This window comes from Thermocatellispora tengchongensis (genome assembly GCF_014202315.1).
GTDB lineage: Bacteria > Actinomycetota > Actinomycetes > Streptosporangiales > Streptosporangiaceae > Thermocatellispora > Thermocatellispora tengchongensis.
Genome location: NZ_JACHGN010000013.1, coordinates 300,080 through 317,280, shown reverse-complemented (window position 1 = coordinate 317,280; position 17,201 = coordinate 300,080). Strand labels below are relative to the sequence as shown.

Sequence of the window (17,201 nt, the reverse complement as noted above, 5' to 3'; positions counted from 1 at the left end):
TCTTCGCCGACCACACGGGCAGGGCCGGCGGCGCACTCACCCGCTGGAAGCGCGGCATACGCCACTGGACCCCGGCGACGGGCACGTGGCCCGTGCGGTGCAGGCCCTGCCGCAGGCGAATCGGCCCGGCTGGGCTACAACATCGCAGCCTCCACGGTGTGGCAGGCAGCCGGCCCGTAGGGCACTCGATGTAATGGCTCGTCACCTGGGCTACGGTGCGGGTGCGGGTGGCTGTTGGCGACCCAATTGGGCGGGCGGAGCCGAGCGGGTGCTCATGACACGCCACGGCGGCGGCGTTGGTAGGACAGGGTGACGGCGGCGAGCAGCGGTGGCCAGGCCACGAGGGGCAGGTAGACGAGCCCGACGAGCAGCCTTCCGGTCCCGGTCATGTCGGCGTGCGGCAGTGTCCACCAGAACAGGAACGGCGTCCACAGCAGGGTCAGAACCGCGACGCCGAGCCAGGCGGGCACGGTGACGGCCGCGGGCGGGATCGTGCGGCCGCCGAGCAGCGGGATCCAGCGCGGCACCACCTCGCCCCAGGGGCGAACGAGGCCGAGCGTAAGCAGGGCCGCACCCTCGGTCAGCGCGGCCAGAGCCACCAGGTACAGCGGTCCCCACATGGTCGTGCCGATGATGTCACGCAGCCCCTGCTCGGTGTAGCCGAGCGGAAGCCCCATGGCCAGGCCGATTCGCCACAGGCTCGACGGCAGGACGAGCAGGGGCACCGCGTGCGCCCTCCCGACGGCCCATCTCGGGACCGGCCGCCGGGTGCCGGCCGAAGGTGACCATGCCACCGCTTCGTCGATCACCACTGACCTACTTTCAAGACCATAGTTCCGAAACTCTGGTCTCGTATCATGGCGGAATGCATCGCAACAAGCAACAGACGGGGCGGCCACGTGACACCCGCGTCGATGCGGCCATCACCGCGGCCGTCATCGAGCTCCTGGAAGAGGTCGGGTACACGGGCCTGACGGTGGCCGCCGTGGCCGAGCGCGCGGGGATCGGCAAGGCGTCGATCTACCGGCGCTACGCCGGCAAACATGAGATGGCCTTCGCCGCGATCATTCACGGACGGACGCTGGAGGTGCCACCGGATACCGGGTCGCTGCTGGGCGACCTGACCGCACTGGCGCGGGTGATCGTCGGCCACCTGACCAACCCGGGGGCCGCCACCGCGCTGATGAGCCTGCTCGGCGAGGCCGCGGGTGATCCGGCACTGGCCTCACGGTTCACCAGGACCTTCGTAGAGCCGGAACGAGCCGGAAACGCCGAGCTGCTGGAACGCGCGGTGCGGCGCGGCGAGCTGGCGCGGATGCCAGACGTCGATCTGTTCCATGCGATGTTCGGCGGAACCGTGATGTCGTGGCTGTTCATCTGCCACCATGACCCGCACGACCTGCCCGAACGACTCGCCCGGTTCGCCTGTGCCGCACTGCTGTCCACCACGACCACACCGGCCATATCCAGGTGAACCCCTGCAGTGCTGGTTCCTGATCCCCGGTTGACGACCTCGCCGACGGCGCCCGCGAACACCTGGAGGCCGCAGGCATCACCAACGTCGAGGTCATCTGCGGCGACGGGACGGCAGGACATCCCGAGCGCGCTCCGCACGACAAGATCATCGCCACCGTGGGCGCCTGGGAGACACCCACCGCCTGGCTGGAACAGCTCGCTCCGGCGGACGCCTGGTGGTGCCGTTGCGACTGCGTAGCGCCGCCCCGCGCAGCATCGCCCTCGAACGCGGCCCCCACGGCTGGCGCAGCGTGCACAGCGAACTGGCCGTCTTCATGCCGCTGCGCGGCGGCGCCTGCTGACCAACGCGGTCGCGACCTGGACTAGCGACTATCTGGCGCTGACGGTGGCCGCGCTGCGGGCCGAGGGCCGCGGTGCCGAAGCCATCGCCAAGGTCACCGAGGGTCCTCGCACCCCACGGATAGGCCGGACACCAGTGTGAGAGGTATCCCGATTTGATCGTTAACTATGCAACAGTTAGCATGTTAACTATGAAGGAGAGCACGTTGGAGCTGATGCGGTGGGTTGTGTGGGGGCAGCGGCGCATCGCCGATGACTGGATACGGGAACGCGGCCTCACCCACGAGCAGAGCGCCGTGTTGGCGTACCTGTCAAAGAACCCGGATGCCATCCAGCGTGACGTCGCCCGGGCCACGCGTACCAGCGCGCCGGGCGTCTCGCGGCTCCTGGCCGGGCTGGAGCGGCGCGGACTCGTGGAACGCCGGACGCAGGAGGGTGACACGCGCAGCCGCCGGGTGCATGTCACCCCAGCGGGCTCCGAGCTGATCCAGGGCTTCGAAGAAGCCATGGACCGCGTCGAGGAGTCGATCCTCGCGCCGCTGGACGCCGAAGAGCGGGCGCGGCTCCACGACCTCTTGGAGCAGCTCGCATCCCGGATCGAGCCGCCCAGCTTCCCCTGACCCGGCAGCCCTGTCACTCCGCTTGTTCCGCGAGGCGGCCGGGAGCCCCCTGCGGGCAGGACCGCCGGTTCATCCCAGAGCAGTAAGGAACGCATGCATGACCCAGATCACGATCATCGGCGCCGGTCTTGCGGGACTGACGCTGGCCCGAACCCTGGCGGTTCACGGAATCCCGTCCACGGTGTACGAGGCGGAGCCGTCCGCGCAGGCCCGCGGCCAAGGCGGCATGCTCGACATCCACGACTACAACGGACAGCACGGGATCCGCGCCGCCGGCCTGATGGACGGCTTCCGATCCCTCATCCTCGAAGGCCGCCAGGCATCCCGCGACGTGGCACCTGACGGCACCATCCTGGCGGACCAGCCCGACGACCCCGCCGCAGGCCGCCCCGAGGTACAGCGTGGCGAGCTCCGGCAGTTGCTGCTGGAATCCCTCCCCGCCGGCACGGTCGTCTGGGGCCACAAGACGCAGAATGTCCGGACCCTCCAGGACGGTCGTCACGAAGTCACCTTCGCCAACGGATCGACGATTGTCACCGACATCCTCGTCGGTGCCGACGGCGCCTGGTCGAAGGTCCGGCCGCTGCTGTCCGATGCCACACCCGCCTACGCCGGACGCTCCATGGTCGAGACGTACCTGTACGAGAGCGACACCCGGCACCCTGCCACCCTGGCGCTGGTCGGCGGCGGGTCGATGACCGCCTACGACGAAACCACCCGCATCGGTCTCGGCGTGCAGCGCGAGCGCGCGGACACCCTGCACTCCTACGCCATGTTCGACCGGCCGCTCGACTGGTTCGATGGCATCGACTTCAACGACGGCCCTGCGGCCGCCCGCACGGTCGCGGCCATGTTCGAGGGGTGGGCGCCGGAGCTCGTCGCGCTGGTCGCGGACAGCGACATCCCGCCGGTATTCCGCCCCTTGTACGGGCTGCCGATCGGGCACCGCTGGGAGCATGTACCCGGGGTCACGCTCATCGGAGACGCCGCCCACCTGGCTCCGCCGGACGGCGAAGGAGCGAACTGGGCGCTGTACGACGCCGGCCGGCTCGGCAACGCCATCGCCCAACAGCCCGAGGACATCGACGCGGCCATCCGCGCCTACGAAGCCGAGCTGTTCCCGCGGAACATCGACACCGCCACCGCAGCCGCGGCCTACTACCCCGACTTCAAGCCGTACTGACACGGCTACCCCAGGCAAGCGGCGTCGCCGCGGAGCGCTGGTCGGGCCTGGCCGTAGGAGAGGCAGGCCAGGCCGGTTGTCGGGGCTTGACCGGCAAGCGAACGACCAGTGGCGGTAGTGAGCCGAAGCTGACGAAGTTGCCCGCCGTCCAGCGGTGCGATGCGGGCGGAGCCGCTGCCGAGCAGGGCCCGTTCCACCAGCGCCTCGTCCGTCTTGCCTTGGCCCGCGGCTCCCGGGCCGACACCGCCTGGTCGAACAGAGCCACCACCTCATCCAGTTGGTCCACCGCGGCCTGGGCGAGGAAGGCCGGCAGGGATCGGGAACTTGCGGTCCTTGCGCCGCTCCAGCCCTTGGTTCGTCGAGCACCGCGCCACCTGGGACAGGAACCGGCGCCGCTCGGCGTGCACCGATCCGGAAACCGCGGCACCGCCGCCCCCGTCACCGATGATTCGAGAGGGCGGTACGGCCCTCCCCGACCGCCGCGGCGGTGGGCCGGTTCGCCCGGTGGGCGAGCGGCCGCTGGTCATCGCGGCCACCGGCCGCCGCCCTGCATCAGACGTGGCTACGCCGCACGTGGTCATCGACCAGGAACACGTCCCGGCCCGAGTAACGAACTCAAAGGGTAGGGTCGTCGCCGGGAATGCCGATGCGGTGCGGCCGGCCAGCTCCTAGTTGGCCGCCGACAAGATGGAGGTGCCGCGGCGTGGCCGTCGCGGAAAAGCCTGCCCAGCCGGCTCCACTCGTACAGCGCGGTCGAGCCGCCCAACTCGTACATCGAGATGAGTACGGCCCGCGCGGTCTCGGCCGCGTGGGGCAACGCGCCCCGTACGGCACCGCGCTCGGCCTCCGTCGAGGGGCGGCCCTCCGCCGCGGCGGCATCCAACTTGCCGAGCGTGGCCAGCAGCAACGCCACGGCGGCGTCGACCCGCGCGCCGGCCTGGCCGAGGACGGCCTGGACCCGGCGCTGCTGCGCGAGCGGCACGCCGTCCGGCCCGGTCTTGGTGCGCGACAGCGCCGCCACCTCGTCGATCGCCGCCCGCGCCATGCCCAGCACCACAGGCCGGTCGCGTGCCAGGTGTCCCGCACCGTCACCGACGAGCGGGGCACCAGGCAGAAGCGCCAGTCCGGGCCGGTCTCGGTCATGCGTGGCTGCCCGTCGCGGGCGACCGGCCGCATCACCGCGTAGGCGGTCGTGCGGAGCCGATGCGCGTGCGGCCGCACCGAGTTCACTCTCCACGCAATGCGAAACGCCGGTCTCTGGCCACCAGGGGCGTCCGTCGTCAGCGGGCGTACCCGGGCGTCACAGGCGGGAGTTCGGGCAGGGTGAGGGCCGAGTGGGCCGGTCGTCCCGCCGAGGAGGGCATGGCGGTGAGTTTGCGCAGCCTGTCGTTGCGCTGCCGCAGGGCCTCGGCGGTGGTCGGGAAGAGGGTGGCGCCGCCCTCGCCGACCAGCCCCTGGTTCAGGGTCACGAACTCGCGGGTGTCCTGTTCGTAGGCGGCGAAGCCCGCGGCATGGTCCCGATCGGCCAGGGAGTGGGCGAGCATGTACGCGCCGACGAGCGCGAGGCTGGTGCCCTGCCCGGTGAGGAAGGAGGGCGCGTGCGCGGCGTCGCCCACCACGGCGACCCTGCCGCTGGACCAGCGGGGCATGCGGATCTGGGCGACGGCGTCGAAGAACACGTCGTCCGCGTCGCGCATCGCGGCCAGCATGCCCGGGACCTCCCATCCCGCGTCGGCGAAGACCGAGGCGACCAGCTTCCGCTGGGCTTCCGGGTTCGGGAACGCGTCGAACGGCGGTTCCGGCCGGGCGAAGGTCAGGAAGGCGTGCACGTCGTCGTCCCCCGTGGCGTAGAGAGCCGCGGCCCGGCCCGGGGTGTTCCACATCACGGTCTCGTGGGAGAGCCCGAAGGTGTTGCGCATGGTGAACACGGCGAAGCAGTAGCCGAGGTACCGGTGGAACGGCTCCTCGGGGCCGAACACCATCTCCCGCGTGCGTGAGTGCATGCCCTCCGCGCCGAGCACCATGTCGAACCTGCGGCTGCCGCCCCCGCGAAAGGTGACGTCGACCCCGTCGCCGGACTGGTCGAGGGTCTCGATGCAGTCGTTGAACATGAACTCCACGTGGTCACGGACCGCGGCGTAGAGGGCCTCGGTCAGGTCCCCGCGCCGCACCTCCAGGTCGTGCCCCGCGACGCCGCCGGTGACGTTGTGCGGGTGGACCGAGGCCACCTCGCTGCCGTCCTCGTTCAGGAAGGTCAGCCGCCGCAGGTCGATGTGCGCGTCCCGCAGCCGCGGCAGGATTCCCATCCTCCGGACGACCTCCAGGGCGGTGCCGCGCACGTCGATGGGGTAGCCACCGGCGCGGATCGTGCCCGCCTTCTCCACCACCGTGACGTCGTATCCATAGCGGTTCAGCCAGAACGCGAGGGTGGGCCCCGCGATGCTGGCGCCCGATACCAGGACCTTGCGCCTCGGCGTGGTACGGATATCCGTCATTCCTTGACTCCTTTGTCCAGCTTGCGAACGGCCAGCAGGGACAGCACCGCGATGGCGCCGCCGATGACGAAGCCGGTGACGAAGGCCGATTCGGTTGGGATGTTCGACCCGGAAGGGGTCCCGGCGGTGAGGAAGGCACCGCCGATCTGCATGCCCGCGGCGGCGGCGACCACGCGAATCACCAGGACCAGGCTGGTGGCGGTGCCGGTGTCGCTGTGATCGACGGCGGTGGCGGTCTTGACGACCACCGCCGTGACGCAGACGCCGCTGGCCAGGGCGACCAGCACCTTGCCGACGACGAGGTGCCAGATCTCGCCGTGGAGGAACACCATGGCGATCAACGCGGCCATCATGCAGACGACTCCGACGATGACCGCGGCACGCGAGCCGAAACGCCGCACCGTCACCCCGGCGACGGGGCCGGCGACCGCCGCCGCGGCGGCGCCGGGCAACAGGTAGAACCCGATGTCGGTGGCGCTGGCCCCGAAGCCGTACCCGTCGCCGGTCGCCGCGAGCAGCTGCGGAACGAGATGCATCGACAGGCTGGTGCCCAGGCAGACGGCGAATGTGATCACGTAGGAGCTCCAGATCGCCGGCTGCGCGAGCAGGCGCAGATCGAACATCGGCGCCCGGGACCGGCGCTCGACGACGATCCATCCGGTCACGAGGACGCCCAGGAGCACGACGAGGGCGCCGAGCTCGATCGGCTGGCTGCCGGCCTCGGGCACGATCGCGAGCACCAGCATGAGCGTCAGCAGGATGCCGCTCATGAGAAGCAGGCCGGGCCAGTCGATCCGGGAGTCCGACCGGGCCGGCGGGTCGTCCGGCATCAGCCTGTGGACGAGCAGGGTCGCCACGACGATCCCGATCGTCGGGATCGCGAACATCCAGTGCCGGGACAGCCCCTCCGCGATGGGCCCGGAGATCAGCGTGCCCAGCATGCCGCCGGCCAGGAACAACCCGCTGACCACACCGATGGCCACCGAGGACTCGCCCTGGGAAAGGTACTTGCGTACCATGATGAACGAGAGCGGCAGCGCGCCCAGCATCGCGCCCTGCAGTACCTGACCGAGCAGCAGCAGCGGCAGGTTCGGCGCCAGCGAGGACACCAGGCCGCCGACCACCACCACCCCCATCAGCCGGGTCATGACCCGTTTCCCGCCGAAGCGGTCACCGAGGTTGCCCGTGATGGGCAGGAGGATGGCACCGGTGAGGTACAACGCGATGCCGACCAGTGCCCCTTGTGCAGGAGTCAGTGACAGTTCGCGCTGCAACAGCGGCAGCGTCGGTGTCAGCGCCGACTCCAGGGCGCCGGTGGCGGCGGCCAGCATGCCGAGAGCCGCGACGGCGGCCTTACCGATGCGGACCGGGGGAGCTTGGACTGTGCTCATGGACGTCCTCCGTTGGCGCGGTCGCGGTGGGCGGTGGTCCGGTCGTCGATTGTGGATATGGACTTCGTAGGGGTCTTCATCACGGGTCTCCGTCGGCGATCGCCGCGAACGCGGTCAGGGGTGGAGGTGTCGGTGTCGTCGCGCCGAAGCTGGGGAAGGTGGGGCCCGGGCCGTGGCCGACGGCCTAGGAACTGCTCGTCGGGGAGGTCATCGGTTCGGCCGTGGCCGCCACGTGGTGGGGGGAGCGTGCGGACGCGTGGCCGAGGCCGGTCACGGCCAGCACGGCGAGCGCTGCCGCCGCCACCGCGAGACCTTCGTGTACCTGGCACAGCGCCGCGCCGGCGGCCGCTCCGGCGGTGATGAGGGTGACGGCCGCGACTCGGCGCCGTGCCCCTTGACCGCGGGCCGCTCCCAGCGGGGAGTCCGCCGCGAGGCCGGTCAGCGTGGAGGTGACGACCACGGTGGTGACGTCCTTCACCGCCAGGTGGCGGGCCGTCGCCGCCTGTGCTCCCATGGCCAGGGCGAGGGCCGACGCCATCGACGCGCGGGCGGCGGGGGTGCCCGGCCCGGTCACGGCCAGGCCGAGCGCCGTGGCGGCCAGGACCAGTCCGACGCCGCCCAGCAGGCCCGTGCAGCGATGCCCCCAGCCCGGTGCGGCGGTGCGCAGCACCCGCCCGGCCGCCGCCGCGCCGACGAGGAAGAAGACCAGCGCCATGACCGGACCGAGCACGGGCAGCCCCGTCCCGCCGGTGGCGGCCATGCCGAGGATGACCACGTTGCCGGTCATGTTGCCCGCGAACACCTGGTCCAGGCGCAGGTAGCCGACGGCGTCGACGACGCCCGTCGCGAAGGTGAGGGCGAGCATCAGACCCAGCGGGGTCACATGCCTTCGCACGAGCCGGTCGCTTATACGGGTGCCGGAGCGGTCGCGTGCGGCACCAAGGCGCCGGCGGTCGCCGCGCCGAACGCGTCCAACGCGTCCAACGCGTCCGAGGCGTCGAACAGATCGAATGCGTCTGATGCGTCGCCACCCTGCTCCCGTACGGGCCGGGTGGTCGCGGAGGCCGGCCGGTGCGCCGGCACCACGAAGGATTCCCGCGGTCCGGGGCACGGCTGGTGGAGGGGAACGTCGGTGGGTGGAGGTTGTTGACCGTCCATGTCCTCACATCCCGTTCTAATGGCGATGGTGAGCGGCGTGATGGGCGGCGAGGACGTCGCCGCCGAAGTCGGTCTCCGGGTCCCGCCACACGGCGTGGGCGTGGTTGACGCCGCGGTGGACGTTGGTCCACTCAACGAGCAGCCGCGGCCCCTGCAGGCGGTAGTAGTGCGGCTCGCCCGGGGTGGTGGAGCCGGCCCAGGCCAGGTGCACGGCGTCCAGCGCCGCCGGGTCGTCGTAGCGGGGCAGCGGGGACACCCCGTCCGGGACGCGGTCGAGGTAGGTGCCGAGCAGGGCGCGCAGCAGCTCCCGCTGCGCGGCGTCGAGCTCCGCGCCCGGCACGCCCTTGGGCGCCGGGGTGAGGGCCAGCGCCTGGCGGTCCGCACCGTGCAGGCCGGTGGCCGGGTGATCGGCACGGTCCGGGGTGTGCTGTCCGGGGCGCCAGAGTTCCCCGCGCGTCAGCACGCGGTCGTCGATCCGGCTGCTGTTGCCCGCAACGACGTCGTTCGGAGGACGGGTCAGCAGCACCGCGCGGGCGGCGAGCTCGGGGCGCAGGGAGCGGACCAGTTCGCGGGCCAGGTCCTCGGCCGCCCCCAGCGGGCGCAGCGTCGCCCCGCCCAGCAGCGGCGACGCGGCCGGGTCGGCGCCCAGGAAACACGGCGTGGTGGCGGCGACGCGCCCGTCCACCACGAGGTGGTTGAGCGAGACGTGGTGGCCGCCGAACCGCCATCCCCACGGCCGCGGCCCGCCGGGCTCGCCGAAGACCCGCAGGTAGTACATGCCGGGGTCGCGGGTGCGTTCCCGCCCCCAGTTCACCGAGAAGCCCTCGACCCGATCGAGCACGTTCTCCAGGCCGAGCACGGTGGCGACGGTGTTGTACCCGGCTTCGGACAGTCCGCTCGCGACCAGCCGCATCACCAGCCGGTGCTGGGCGGGGCGCTGCTGGTGGAAGGTGAGGCCGCCGTGATCGGTGGGCGTGTAGAACCAGCGGGTACGTTCGTCCTCGGCACCGCCGCCGGTGCCCGGTGGCGCTCCGACCGCCGCCTTGCGCTGCTCGGCGTCCAGGGAGTCCAGCCACGCCCGGGCCGCCTCGGCCATCCGGTTGGCGACTTCACGCCCGGCGTCGATCACCGTCGCCCCCCGGCTGATCGCGGCCGGCACGACCACCGCGGCGATCGCGAGGGCGAAGAGCGCCCCGGCCGGTACGACGTGGCAGCACATCCCCGCCGCACGTCACGTCCCCACCGGAGCGGTGGCGCCAGGAGGGCGGCACCTGCCCGAGGAGGCTCGCGCCTGACACCGGCACCCGCCGACGGGGGGCGGGCGCCGCCCCCGGCAGGCTCTGATGTCAGGGTGTGCCGGAGGTGGGCGTGTGTCGCGTCGCTCACGCTGCTGACACTCCGAGGAACTCGCGTATGTAGCCGGCGATCGGCTGCGCGAACTCCATCGCGATCGCGTGGCGCCCATCCTCGATCGAGCGCAGTCGGGCGTTCGGGATCCGCTCCTTCATCAGGAGGGCGCCGGAGTAGGGCGCCAGCAGGTCCTGCGTGCCGTGCACGATCAGGGTGGGTGCGGTGATCTCCCCCAGCCGGTCCCGGACCTCGTGCTGCCGGGCGGCAGCGTGGCGGCGGTCGGCCTTATCAGGATCACGGTAGGCCAGCGTCTGGGCGGCCCGGTTGTGCAGATCGGCCCGGCCCTCGGGTGTGACGAAGTAGTCCTTGACCGCCTTCTGCCGGTCGTCGTGGGACATGTCGAACAGTTCCCCGACCTTCTGAGGACACAGCGCGAAGCTCGGCGTGGTGGCGATCAGGACGAGGGATGCGACCCGCTCGGGATGCCGGATCGCGGTGTGCTGCACGACGGCACCGCCGAAGGAGGTGCCCAGCAGGTGCGCACGCTGGAGCCCCAGCGCATCCAGCAAGTCGACGAGGTCGTCGGCGAGGTCGCCCATCGTGTACGGAATCGGCGGGTTCACGGTGATCCCCGAATCGCGTTGATCGTAGGAGATCGCCCGAATTCCAGGGCCGAGGTACGAGCGGAGTGTGGCGTACTGGGTGCGGTCGCTCTCGCCGCCATGAACGAGCACGAGCGGCACGCCGCTGCCACCGTCGTCGATGATTCCGACTTCGAGCTCACCCGCCCGTATGGTTTGGGCCGATTCGGCCGGTTCGTGCTCCACCTGATGCATAGCCACTGCTGGCCCCCTTGGTCGGACAGTACGTAGACACGGCTACGAATTGAGAAGACTGTATCAGTTCATCGTGTGCTTAGGGAGGCATATCACAAGATCGAGGACGGGGCGCGTCCCCGTCGAGCTACCAGGCGTCCACCGCGCCTGCGTGGAACGGTACATCCTGCCGCTCGTCGCCGTTGAGCCTCGAAGCGCCCGGACATCGCAGGGTCGACCACCACCTCAGGGCGTCCGCGCCGCCCGTGCGATCCGCCGCTCGTCGCCCGCGGCGGGCGCGACGCCGGCGCCTTGGATGGTGGCAGAGCCAAGAAACCGCGTTCCGCGTAACTCGCCGAGCTGGAGGCGGATTACGCGCAACGCGGGAAGTATGCGGGAGCCAGACGCCGAGCTCGTCGGCACCGGGCCGGAAGCGCCGGCGTCCAGGGATGATCAGCCGGCCCGCGCCCACCCGCGCAACGCGCCGCGGTAGGCCTCGGTCAGCCGGATGATGACCTCCCGGCGGGACAGGTCCGTCTCCTCCAGCAGGTCCTGGATCTCCCGCGGGTCGTACATGATGTTGTTGAGGAACAGGGCGTACTCGAGCATCTCGCCCGGCAGGCCGAGGTCGTCGAGCAGCTCCCGCACCGGCCTGGCCCAGGCGTCCCGCATCGCGACGATGATCTCGTTCCCGTTGTGGAGCCGCTTCAGGTACCCCTGCCGGGATCGAAGCTGCACCAGCGCCGGGCCGTGCTCGGCCAGCAGGTCCACCCACTTGTCCACGACGGAGTCGAACAGCGGTTGCCCTTCCGCGGTCGAGGCCGCGCTGTAATCGCGGAGCTCTTCGACGACGCTGAGCACGTAGGCCGCGAGCACGTCGTCCACCGTGGAGTAGTAGCGGTAGGCGGTGGCCGGTCCGATCTCCGCACGGGACGCGACGGCCTGCATGGTGAGCTGGTCGGGCGCCTCCCGGGCGAGCTCGCCGACGGCCTCGAGGAGGCGCCGGCGGTTGCGGCGGGTGTCACTGCGCAGCTTGTCCTCCTCCCGTCGGGCGTCCCGCTGACCGGGCACGGGCGTCCTGCGCCCCCATTGAAGCGCAGGCGAAGGATACCCCGTGTGGCCGGCACGCCCTCGGCCGCTCGGACATGTGCGGGGTGAGGCGTCGCTCGTCCGGCCTCGTCAGCATCTCCCGCCGCCGAGGTGGCGGACGATGCGGGCCAGCCCGGTCCGCAGGTCGTCCTCGGAGGCCGCGAACGAGATCCGCACGTGCCCCTCGCCCGAGGGCCCGTACTCGGCGCCGGCCCGGACCAGCACCTTGCGCTCGGCGAGCTCGCGGGCGACCGCCTCGGAGGGCAGGCCGGCGTCGTAGCGGAGGAACCCGTAGAACGCCCCCTCCGGCGGGACCAGGTGCAGGCCGGGAACGCCGGACAGCCGCCCGACCACGAGCTCGCGACGCCGCCGGTACCTTTCGACCATGGCGTCGACGACGCCATCCGGCAGGTCAAGGGCGGCGAGGGCCGCGTGCTGGACCGCCGTGTTCAACGAGCCGTTGTGGGTCCGGTGCACGTGGGCGGCCGCGTCCACCACCTCGCGCGGCCCGGTCAGGTACCCCACCCGCCAGCCGGTCATCGCGTACGTCTTGGAGAACGTCTGTACGTACACCGTCCGGTCGCGCAGCGAGTCGACCTCCAGCGCCGAGGTCATCACATGCCCCGGGTAGACCAGCCGGTGGTACGCCTCATCGCTGACGACCAGGGTGTCCGAGCCGTCCAGGAGATCCCCGAGGGCCTTGAGCTCCTGCTCGCGGTGCACGATACCGGTCGGGTTCGACGGGTTCGAGAAGATCATCATCGCGGCCCCGGGCAGCGCCGCGGCCAAGGCGTCGAGGTCCCAGTGCAGGTCCGGGGCGAGCGGGACGAAGTCCACGGCGCCCCCCGCGAGGACGACCAGGTCGGCGTAGAGCGAGTAGGCGGGCTCCGGGACGACCACGCGGTCGCCGGGCCCGATCATCGCGAGCACGACGGCCGCCAGCGCGGCCGTGGCGCCGTGGGTGACCACGATGTCGTCCGCGGTCCAGGCCCGGCCGGGGTGCCCCGGCAACCTCGAGGCGAGCGCGGCGCGCAACTCCGGCAGGCCCTTCTGATCGGCGTAGTGGGTGTGTCCCGCACGCAGGGCGGCCGCGGCGGCCTCGATCACCGGCGCCGGCGTCGGGAAGTCCGGCTCGCCCATGGCGAGGGAGACGGCTCCCGGCGGGGCCGGGGCCAGGGCGGGGCGCCGCGACCAGCGGCGCAGGTCCTCGATCCGGGAGGCAAGCGGCATGACGGTCATCGGGCCGGTCATCGGGCCACCGCCGTGCTGCGCGCGGCGAGGATGCGTTGCCGCAGCGCCTCCTCCTTCTCGACGATCCCGCCGACCGCGTCCACGACCTCCTGCACGCGGTGGCGGGGGATGACGACGACGCCGTCGGCGTCACCGGCGAGCACGTCACCGGCCGCCACCACCACGCCGCCGACCGCCACCGGCACGCCGATGGCGCCGGGCCCGTCCTTGAAGGGTCCCGCTGGGGTGATCGCCCGCGCGTAGACGGTCACCCCCATCTCCGACAGCGCCCGGACGTCGCGGACTGCGCCGTCGACCACCGCGCCGGTCACCCCGGCATTCACCATGATCTCGCCGATGAGGTCGCCGATCAGCGCACGGGTCATGTCTCCGTGTCCGTTGACGACCAGGACGTCACCCGGCAGGGCTTCGTCGAGCGCCCGGTGGATGGCGAGGTTGTCACCGGACCGCACGTCCACGGTCAGGGCGTTCCCAAGCAGCGTGGCGCGCTCGGTGACCAGCCGGATGCCGCCGTCCATGACGGTCATCCGCCGCAGGGCGTCGCCGACGTTGGCGGCCGGCACCTCCCCCAGGCGGCGAATCTCCTCCGCTGCCACGCGATCCCAGCTCGGAGCGATGGACACGCTGTCCGTCGCCGCAGCAATGAACACTATGATGCTCCAATCTTAAATGAGATATCTTTCTCAAGTGGAACGATCGTAACCCTTAAGGTGTCGACCTACAATGACTCGAGTCGCCGGACTGCTCCACAGGCCTGGAGCAGGCGGATACGGAGGGCGACCCGGTCGTGGTCACCGGGTGGTGCTCGGGGGCGACGCACCTGGCGCCACCGATCCGCCATCCCCACCCGCCCGCTGTCATCCGAAGACCGCCGTGCGGCGGAACCGCGAGTCCACCGACCCGCGTACGGCCGGTCACCTGCTCACCCCGGAACGCGTCCCCGACGCCGCAGCCGAAAGGATCCAGTGTGTTCACCACCCGGCCCGAACTTGCGGGAAGTTTCGGAATGGTCGCCAGCACCCACTGGCTCGCCTCCGCGACGGGCATGAGCGTGCTCGAAGGCGGCGGCAACGCGTTCGACGCGGCGGTCGCGGCCGGATTCGTCCTTCAGGTGGCCGAACCACACCTGAACGGACCGGCCGGCGAGGTGCCGATCCTGCTCTGGGACGAATACGCGCAGAAGGTGTCCGTCGTCTGCGGCCAGGGCGTCTCCCCCGCCGCGGCGACCATCGACCACGTCACCGGTCTCGGCGTCAAGGTGATGCCGGGCACCGGTTTGCTCGCCGCCACCGTGCCCGGGGCGTTCGATGGCTGGATGCTCATGCTGGAGCGCTGGGGCACCTGGCCGGTCGCCGCGGTGCTCGAACCCGCGATCTACTACGCCGAGCACGGCGTGCCCGTCCTGGGCCGCATCTCCGCCACCATCGAGACGGTCGAGCGGTTGTTCACCGACGACTGGCCGACCTCGGCGGCGACCTGGCTGCCCGGCGGGAAGGTGCCCGCCCCCGGGTCGCGGCTGACGAACCCCGTGCTCGCGGACACCTATCGCCGCATCGTCGCCGAGGCGGTCGGCAGCACCAGGGAGGCGCAGATCGCCGCCGCCCGCGACGCCTGGTACCGCGGCTTCGTCGCCGAGGCGATCGCCGAGTTCAGCACCACGACCGCGTGGCGCGACAGCTCGGGCGAGGCGCACGGCGGGTTGCTCACCGCCGACGACCTCGCCTCGTGGTCGGCGACCGTGGAGGAGCCGCTCACGTTCGACTATCACGGCCACACCGTGTGCAAGACCGGGCCGTGGGGTCAGGGGCCGGCGTTCCTGCAACAACTGGCGTTGCTGGCCGGCTACGACCTGACCGCGATGGGCCACCTGAGCGCCGACTACATCCACACCGTGATCGAGTGCGCCAAGCTCGCCTTCGCCGACCGCGAGGCCTGGTACGGCGACGCCGCCGACGTCCCCATGAGCGACCTGCTCAGCGACGCCTACAACGCCGAGCGCCGCGGCCTCGTCGGCGCGCGTGCCTCCTTCGACCTGCGTCCGGGCTCACCGGGCGGCCGCGCACCGCGGCTCCCCGACTACCCGGATCCCGCGACCCTCGCCCCCGGCCTGTCGGGCGCCCGCGGGCTGGGCGAACCGACGGTCGGCCCCGTCGCGTCCGAACCCGTGGTCGCCGCCGACGGAAGGGTGCGGGGGGACACCTGCCACATCGACGTCGTCGACCGGCACGGCAACATGGTCTCCGCCACCCCGAGCGGCGGCTGGCTGCAGAGCTCCCCGACGATCCCGTCCCTGGGCTTCAGCCTCGGCACACGCGCCCAGATGTTCTGGCTCCAGGACGGCCTGCCCAACTCCCTGCGTCCCGGGATCCGCCCTCGCACCACCCTGTCCCCGTCGTTCGCCCTGCGCGACGGCGAGCCCTGGATGGCCTTCGGCACCCCGGGCGGCGACCAGCAGGACCAGTGGAGCGTGAACTTCTTCCTCGCCCTCGTCCACGGCGGCGGCCTGAACCTGCAGGAGGCCATCGACGCCCCGATGTTCCACTCGGAGCACTTCCCCGGCTCCTTCTACCCGCGCCGGTCCCGCCCCGGCGTCATGTGCGTCGAGAACAGGATCGCCCCCGACGTCGTGGCGGAGCTCCGCCGCCGCGGCCATGAGGTGGAACTCCGCGACCCGTGGTCCCTCGGCAGGCTCAGCGCGGTGTCCCGCGACGGCGAATTCCTTCGCGCGGCGGCCAACCCCCGCGGCGCCCAGGGCTACGCGGCCGGCCGCTGACCACCGTCGGCCTCGCGGGTCGGACGGGGTGAAACGCTTTTGGCCGAGTACGACCAGCGGCTCCAGCTGCGAAATGGCATTGTTCGCCCTGTCCTTCGCCGCTGCGGCGGGGCGCCGTTGGGCGAGGTGGGGGTCGCCGCCCCGGCTCAGGCACACATTCCGTGATCTTCCTGCGCGCCGTTGCCGTACTGGTTGATCATGATGGGTGAACGTCTCAGAGCTGGTCGCGACCTTCCTCCCTCACCTGGCCCGAATCAGCGTCGCCGTTACCAGCGGCGGCTGTCCGACACCGCCATCGGCGGCCAAGAGATCCTGATCCACCTGCAGGTGACCCGGTTCGCGTGCCGCAACCCCGGCTGCGCCAGCAAGACCTTCGCCGAGCAGGTACCCGGCCTGACCGAGCGCTACGGACGTCACAGCATCGCTCGCGTACCGGCCGTGTGCCCGACCGCACCCGCCGCCGCCACGCCCAGATCCATGATCTGCTGGATCGCGGACACAGCCTCAAAGCGATCGCCCGGGACCTCGGCCTGGCCCGCAACACCGTACGCCGCTTCGCCCGCGCCACCGACCCCGAAGAACTCCTGGTCAACGACGGAACCGGCCAACGCCCCAAAATGCTCGACGCCTTCGAGCCCTACCTGCGCGAACGCTGGAACAACGGCTGCACCAACGCCCAGCAGCTCTACCGGGAACTACGCGTGCCCGGCCATCGCGGCGGCCCCACCTTCCTGCGGCAATACCTGCGCCCGTGGCGTGACGGCCTGCCCCGGCACCAGCCGCCGCCCCGGCCTCCCTCAGTACGGCGCGCCGCCGGGTGGCTGCTCCGCGACCCCGCCGGCCTCGACAACGACGAGCGCCGGCAACTGGACGCTCTCACCGCCTCCTGCCCGCCTTGGCCGCCCTTCGCGACCACGTCCGCGATTTCGCCCGGATGATGCTGGATCGCCAAGGAGACAAGCTCGAACGCTGGATGACCGCGGTTGAGGCCGACGACCTGCCCGAACTGCGGTCCTTCATCACCGGGCTCCGCCATGATCTGGACGCCGCCCGTGCCGGCCTGAGCCTGCCCTACAGCTCCGGCCCGGTCGAGGGACACGTCAACCGCATCAAGATGCTCAAGCGGCAGATGTACGGCCGGGCCAAACCCGATCTCCTGCGTAAACGCGTCCTGCTCGCCGATTGAATGATCGGCTCACGGAATGTGTGCCTGAGCCAGTTTTCACGTGTCGTCGACAGGATGGCCAGGTAGTGCTCCCCG

16 protein-coding genes and 1 pseudogene are annotated in these 17,201 nt (G+C 71.4%); 7 read left to right on the top strand and 10 right to left on the bottom strand.

What is annotated here, in order from left to right; genetic code table 11:
• Positions 1–272: 272 nt before the first annotated feature.
• Positions 273–725: a hypothetical protein gene (locus HNP84_RS29350; RefSeq protein WP_312925936.1), complete on the bottom strand. Its 453-nt coding sequence runs from the start codon at positions 723–725 to the stop codon at positions 273–275.
• Positions 726–865: 140 nt separating this feature from the next.
• Here HNP84_RS29350 and HNP84_RS29345 point away from each other — a divergent pair, with 140 nt between their 5' ends.
• From HNP84_RS29345 to HNP84_RS29330, 4 genes and pseudogenes are all read left to right on the top strand, one after another.
• Complete coding sequence (locus HNP84_RS29345) at positions 866–1,474, top strand: TetR/AcrR family transcriptional regulator (protein ID WP_185053159.1); 609 nt, start codon at positions 866–868, stop codon at positions 1,472–1,474.
• Between the two features lie 47 nt (positions 1,475–1,521).
• Positions 1,522–1,668: pseudogene (locus tag HNP84_RS56810) on the top strand (methyltransferase, FxLD system); the annotation flags it as partial.
• 338 nt (positions 1,669–2,006) lie between these two features.
• On the top strand, positions 2,007–2,435 hold the full coding sequence (locus HNP84_RS29335; protein ID WP_221336892.1) for a MarR family winged helix-turn-helix transcriptional regulator: 429 nt from the start codon (positions 2,007–2,009) through the stop codon (positions 2,433–2,435).
• A 97-nt stretch (positions 2,436–2,532) separates the two neighbouring features.
• On the top strand, positions 2,533–3,618 hold the full coding sequence (locus tag HNP84_RS29330; protein ID WP_185053157.1) for an FAD-dependent oxidoreductase: 1,086 nt from the start codon (positions 2,533–2,535) through the stop codon (positions 3,616–3,618).
• Positions 3,619–4,195: 577 nt separating this feature from the next.
• Here the strand turns inward: HNP84_RS29330 and HNP84_RS29325 are convergent.
• The 9 genes from HNP84_RS29325 to HNP84_RS29285 form a co-directional block, all read right to left on the bottom strand.
• Positions 4,196–4,663: an acyl-CoA dehydrogenase family protein gene (locus HNP84_RS29325; protein WP_185053156.1), complete on the bottom strand. Its 468-nt coding sequence runs from the start codon at positions 4,661–4,663 to the stop codon at positions 4,196–4,198.
• A gap of 235 nt (positions 4,664–4,898) precedes the next feature.
• Positions 4,899–6,113, bottom strand: coding sequence for an FAD-dependent monooxygenase (locus HNP84_RS29320; RefSeq protein ID WP_185053155.1), 1,215 nt, complete (start codon positions 6,111–6,113; stop codon positions 4,899–4,901).
• Positions 6,110–7,444 carry an MFS transporter gene (locus HNP84_RS29315; RefSeq protein ID WP_221336891.1) on the bottom strand — a complete coding sequence of 445 codons (1,335 nt, stop codon included), beginning with the start codon at positions 7,442–7,444 and terminating at the stop codon, positions 6,110–6,112. Before HNP84_RS29315 ends, HNP84_RS29320 begins: the two co-directional genes overlap by 4 nt.
• 244 nt (positions 7,445–7,688) lie before the next feature.
• Positions 7,689–8,399: a YoaK family protein gene (locus HNP84_RS29310; protein ID WP_221336890.1), complete on the bottom strand. Its 711-nt coding sequence runs from the start codon at positions 8,397–8,399 to the stop codon at positions 7,689–7,691.
• 279 nt (positions 8,400–8,678) lie between these two features.
• Complete coding sequence (locus tag HNP84_RS29305) at positions 8,679–9,881, bottom strand: DUF3500 domain-containing protein (protein WP_221336889.1); 1,203 nt, start codon at positions 9,879–9,881, stop codon at positions 8,679–8,681.
• A gap of 163 nt (positions 9,882–10,044) precedes the next feature.
• A complete protein-coding gene (locus HNP84_RS29300) occupies positions 10,045–10,848 on the bottom strand; it encodes an alpha/beta fold hydrolase (protein WP_221336888.1) in 804 nt (267 codons plus the stop codon).
• A gap of 432 nt (positions 10,849–11,280) precedes the next feature.
• The gene (locus HNP84_RS29295; RefSeq protein ID WP_185053152.1) at positions 11,281–11,898 is read right to left on the bottom strand and encodes a TetR/AcrR family transcriptional regulator; all 618 of its coding nucleotides are present in this window, start codon (positions 11,896–11,898) and stop codon (positions 11,281–11,283) included.
• A 108-nt stretch (positions 11,899–12,006) separates the two neighbouring features.
• On the bottom strand, positions 12,007–13,167 hold the full coding sequence (locus HNP84_RS29290; protein WP_221336887.1) for a pyridoxal phosphate-dependent aminotransferase: 1,161 nt from the start codon (positions 13,165–13,167) through the stop codon (positions 12,007–12,009).
• Positions 13,164–13,790 (bottom strand): RraA family protein, encoded by a 627-nt coding sequence (locus tag HNP84_RS29285; RefSeq protein WP_312925932.1) that lies wholly within the window; start codon positions 13,788–13,790, stop codon positions 13,164–13,166. The genes HNP84_RS29290 and HNP84_RS29285 overlap by 4 nt, the downstream gene beginning before the upstream one ends.
• Before the next feature lie 383 nt (positions 13,791–14,173).
• Here HNP84_RS29285 and HNP84_RS29280 point away from each other — a divergent pair, with 383 nt between their 5' ends.
• The 3 genes from HNP84_RS29280 (at position 14,174) to HNP84_RS29270 (ending at position 17,126) form a co-directional block, all read left to right on the top strand.
• A complete protein-coding gene (locus HNP84_RS29280) occupies positions 14,174–15,940 on the top strand; it encodes a gamma-glutamyltransferase family protein (protein WP_185053150.1) in 1,767 nt (588 codons plus the stop codon).
• Between the two features lie 440 nt (positions 15,941–16,380).
• Positions 16,381–16,878, top strand: a complete 498-nt coding sequence (locus HNP84_RS29275; RefSeq protein WP_185053149.1) for a helix-turn-helix domain-containing protein — start codon at positions 16,381–16,383, stop codon at positions 16,876–16,878.
• Positions 16,875–17,126 carry a transposase gene (locus tag HNP84_RS29270; RefSeq protein ID WP_312925931.1) on the top strand — a complete coding sequence of 84 codons (252 nt, stop codon included), beginning with the start codon at positions 16,875–16,877 and terminating at the stop codon, positions 17,124–17,126. Before HNP84_RS29275 ends, HNP84_RS29270 begins: the two co-directional genes overlap by 4 nt.
• The last annotated feature ends 75 nt before the right edge of the window (positions 17,127–17,201 follow it).

What these genes read in the sequence shown, in the direction of transcription:
- HNP84_RS29345 (WP_185053159.1), top strand. Translation starts at nt 866, where the DNA reads ATGCATCGCAACAAGCAACAGACGGGGCGGCCACGTGACACCCGCGTC.
- HNP84_RS29335 (WP_221336892.1), top strand. Translation starts at nt 2,007, where the DNA reads ATGAAGGAGAGCACGTTGGAGCTGATGCGGTGGGTTGTGTGGGGGCAG.
- HNP84_RS29330 (WP_185053157.1), top strand. Translation starts at nt 2,533, where the DNA reads ATGACCCAGATCACGATCATCGGCGCCGGTCTTGCGGGACTGACGCTG.
- HNP84_RS29325 (WP_185053156.1), bottom strand. Translation starts at nt 4,663, where the DNA reads ATGGCGCGGGCGGCGATCGACGAGGTGGCGGCGCTGTCGCGCACCAAG.
- HNP84_RS29320 (WP_185053155.1), bottom strand. Translation starts at nt 6,113, where the DNA reads ATGACGGATATCCGTACCACGCCGAGGCGCAAGGTCCTGGTATCGGGC.
- HNP84_RS29315 (WP_221336891.1), bottom strand. Translation starts at nt 7,444, where the DNA reads ATGCTGGCCGCCGCCACCGGCGCCCTGGAGTCGGCGCTGACACCGACG.
- HNP84_RS29305 (WP_221336889.1), bottom strand. Translation starts at nt 9,881, where the DNA reads ATGTGCTGCCACGTCGTACCGGCCGGGGCGCTCTTCGCCCTCGCGATC.
- HNP84_RS29300 (WP_221336888.1), bottom strand. Translation starts at nt 10,848, where the DNA reads ATGCATCAGGTGGAGCACGAACCGGCCGAATCGGCCCAAACCATACGG.
- HNP84_RS29290 (WP_221336887.1), bottom strand. Translation starts at nt 13,167, where the DNA reads ATGACCGGCCCGATGACCGTCATGCCGCTTGCCTCCCGGATCGAGGAC.
- HNP84_RS29280 (WP_185053150.1), top strand. Translation starts at nt 14,174, where the DNA reads ATGGTCGCCAGCACCCACTGGCTCGCCTCCGCGACGGGCATGAGCGTG.
- HNP84_RS29270 (WP_312925931.1), top strand. Translation starts at nt 16,875, where the DNA reads ATGATGCTGGATCGCCAAGGAGACAAGCTCGAACGCTGGATGACCGCG.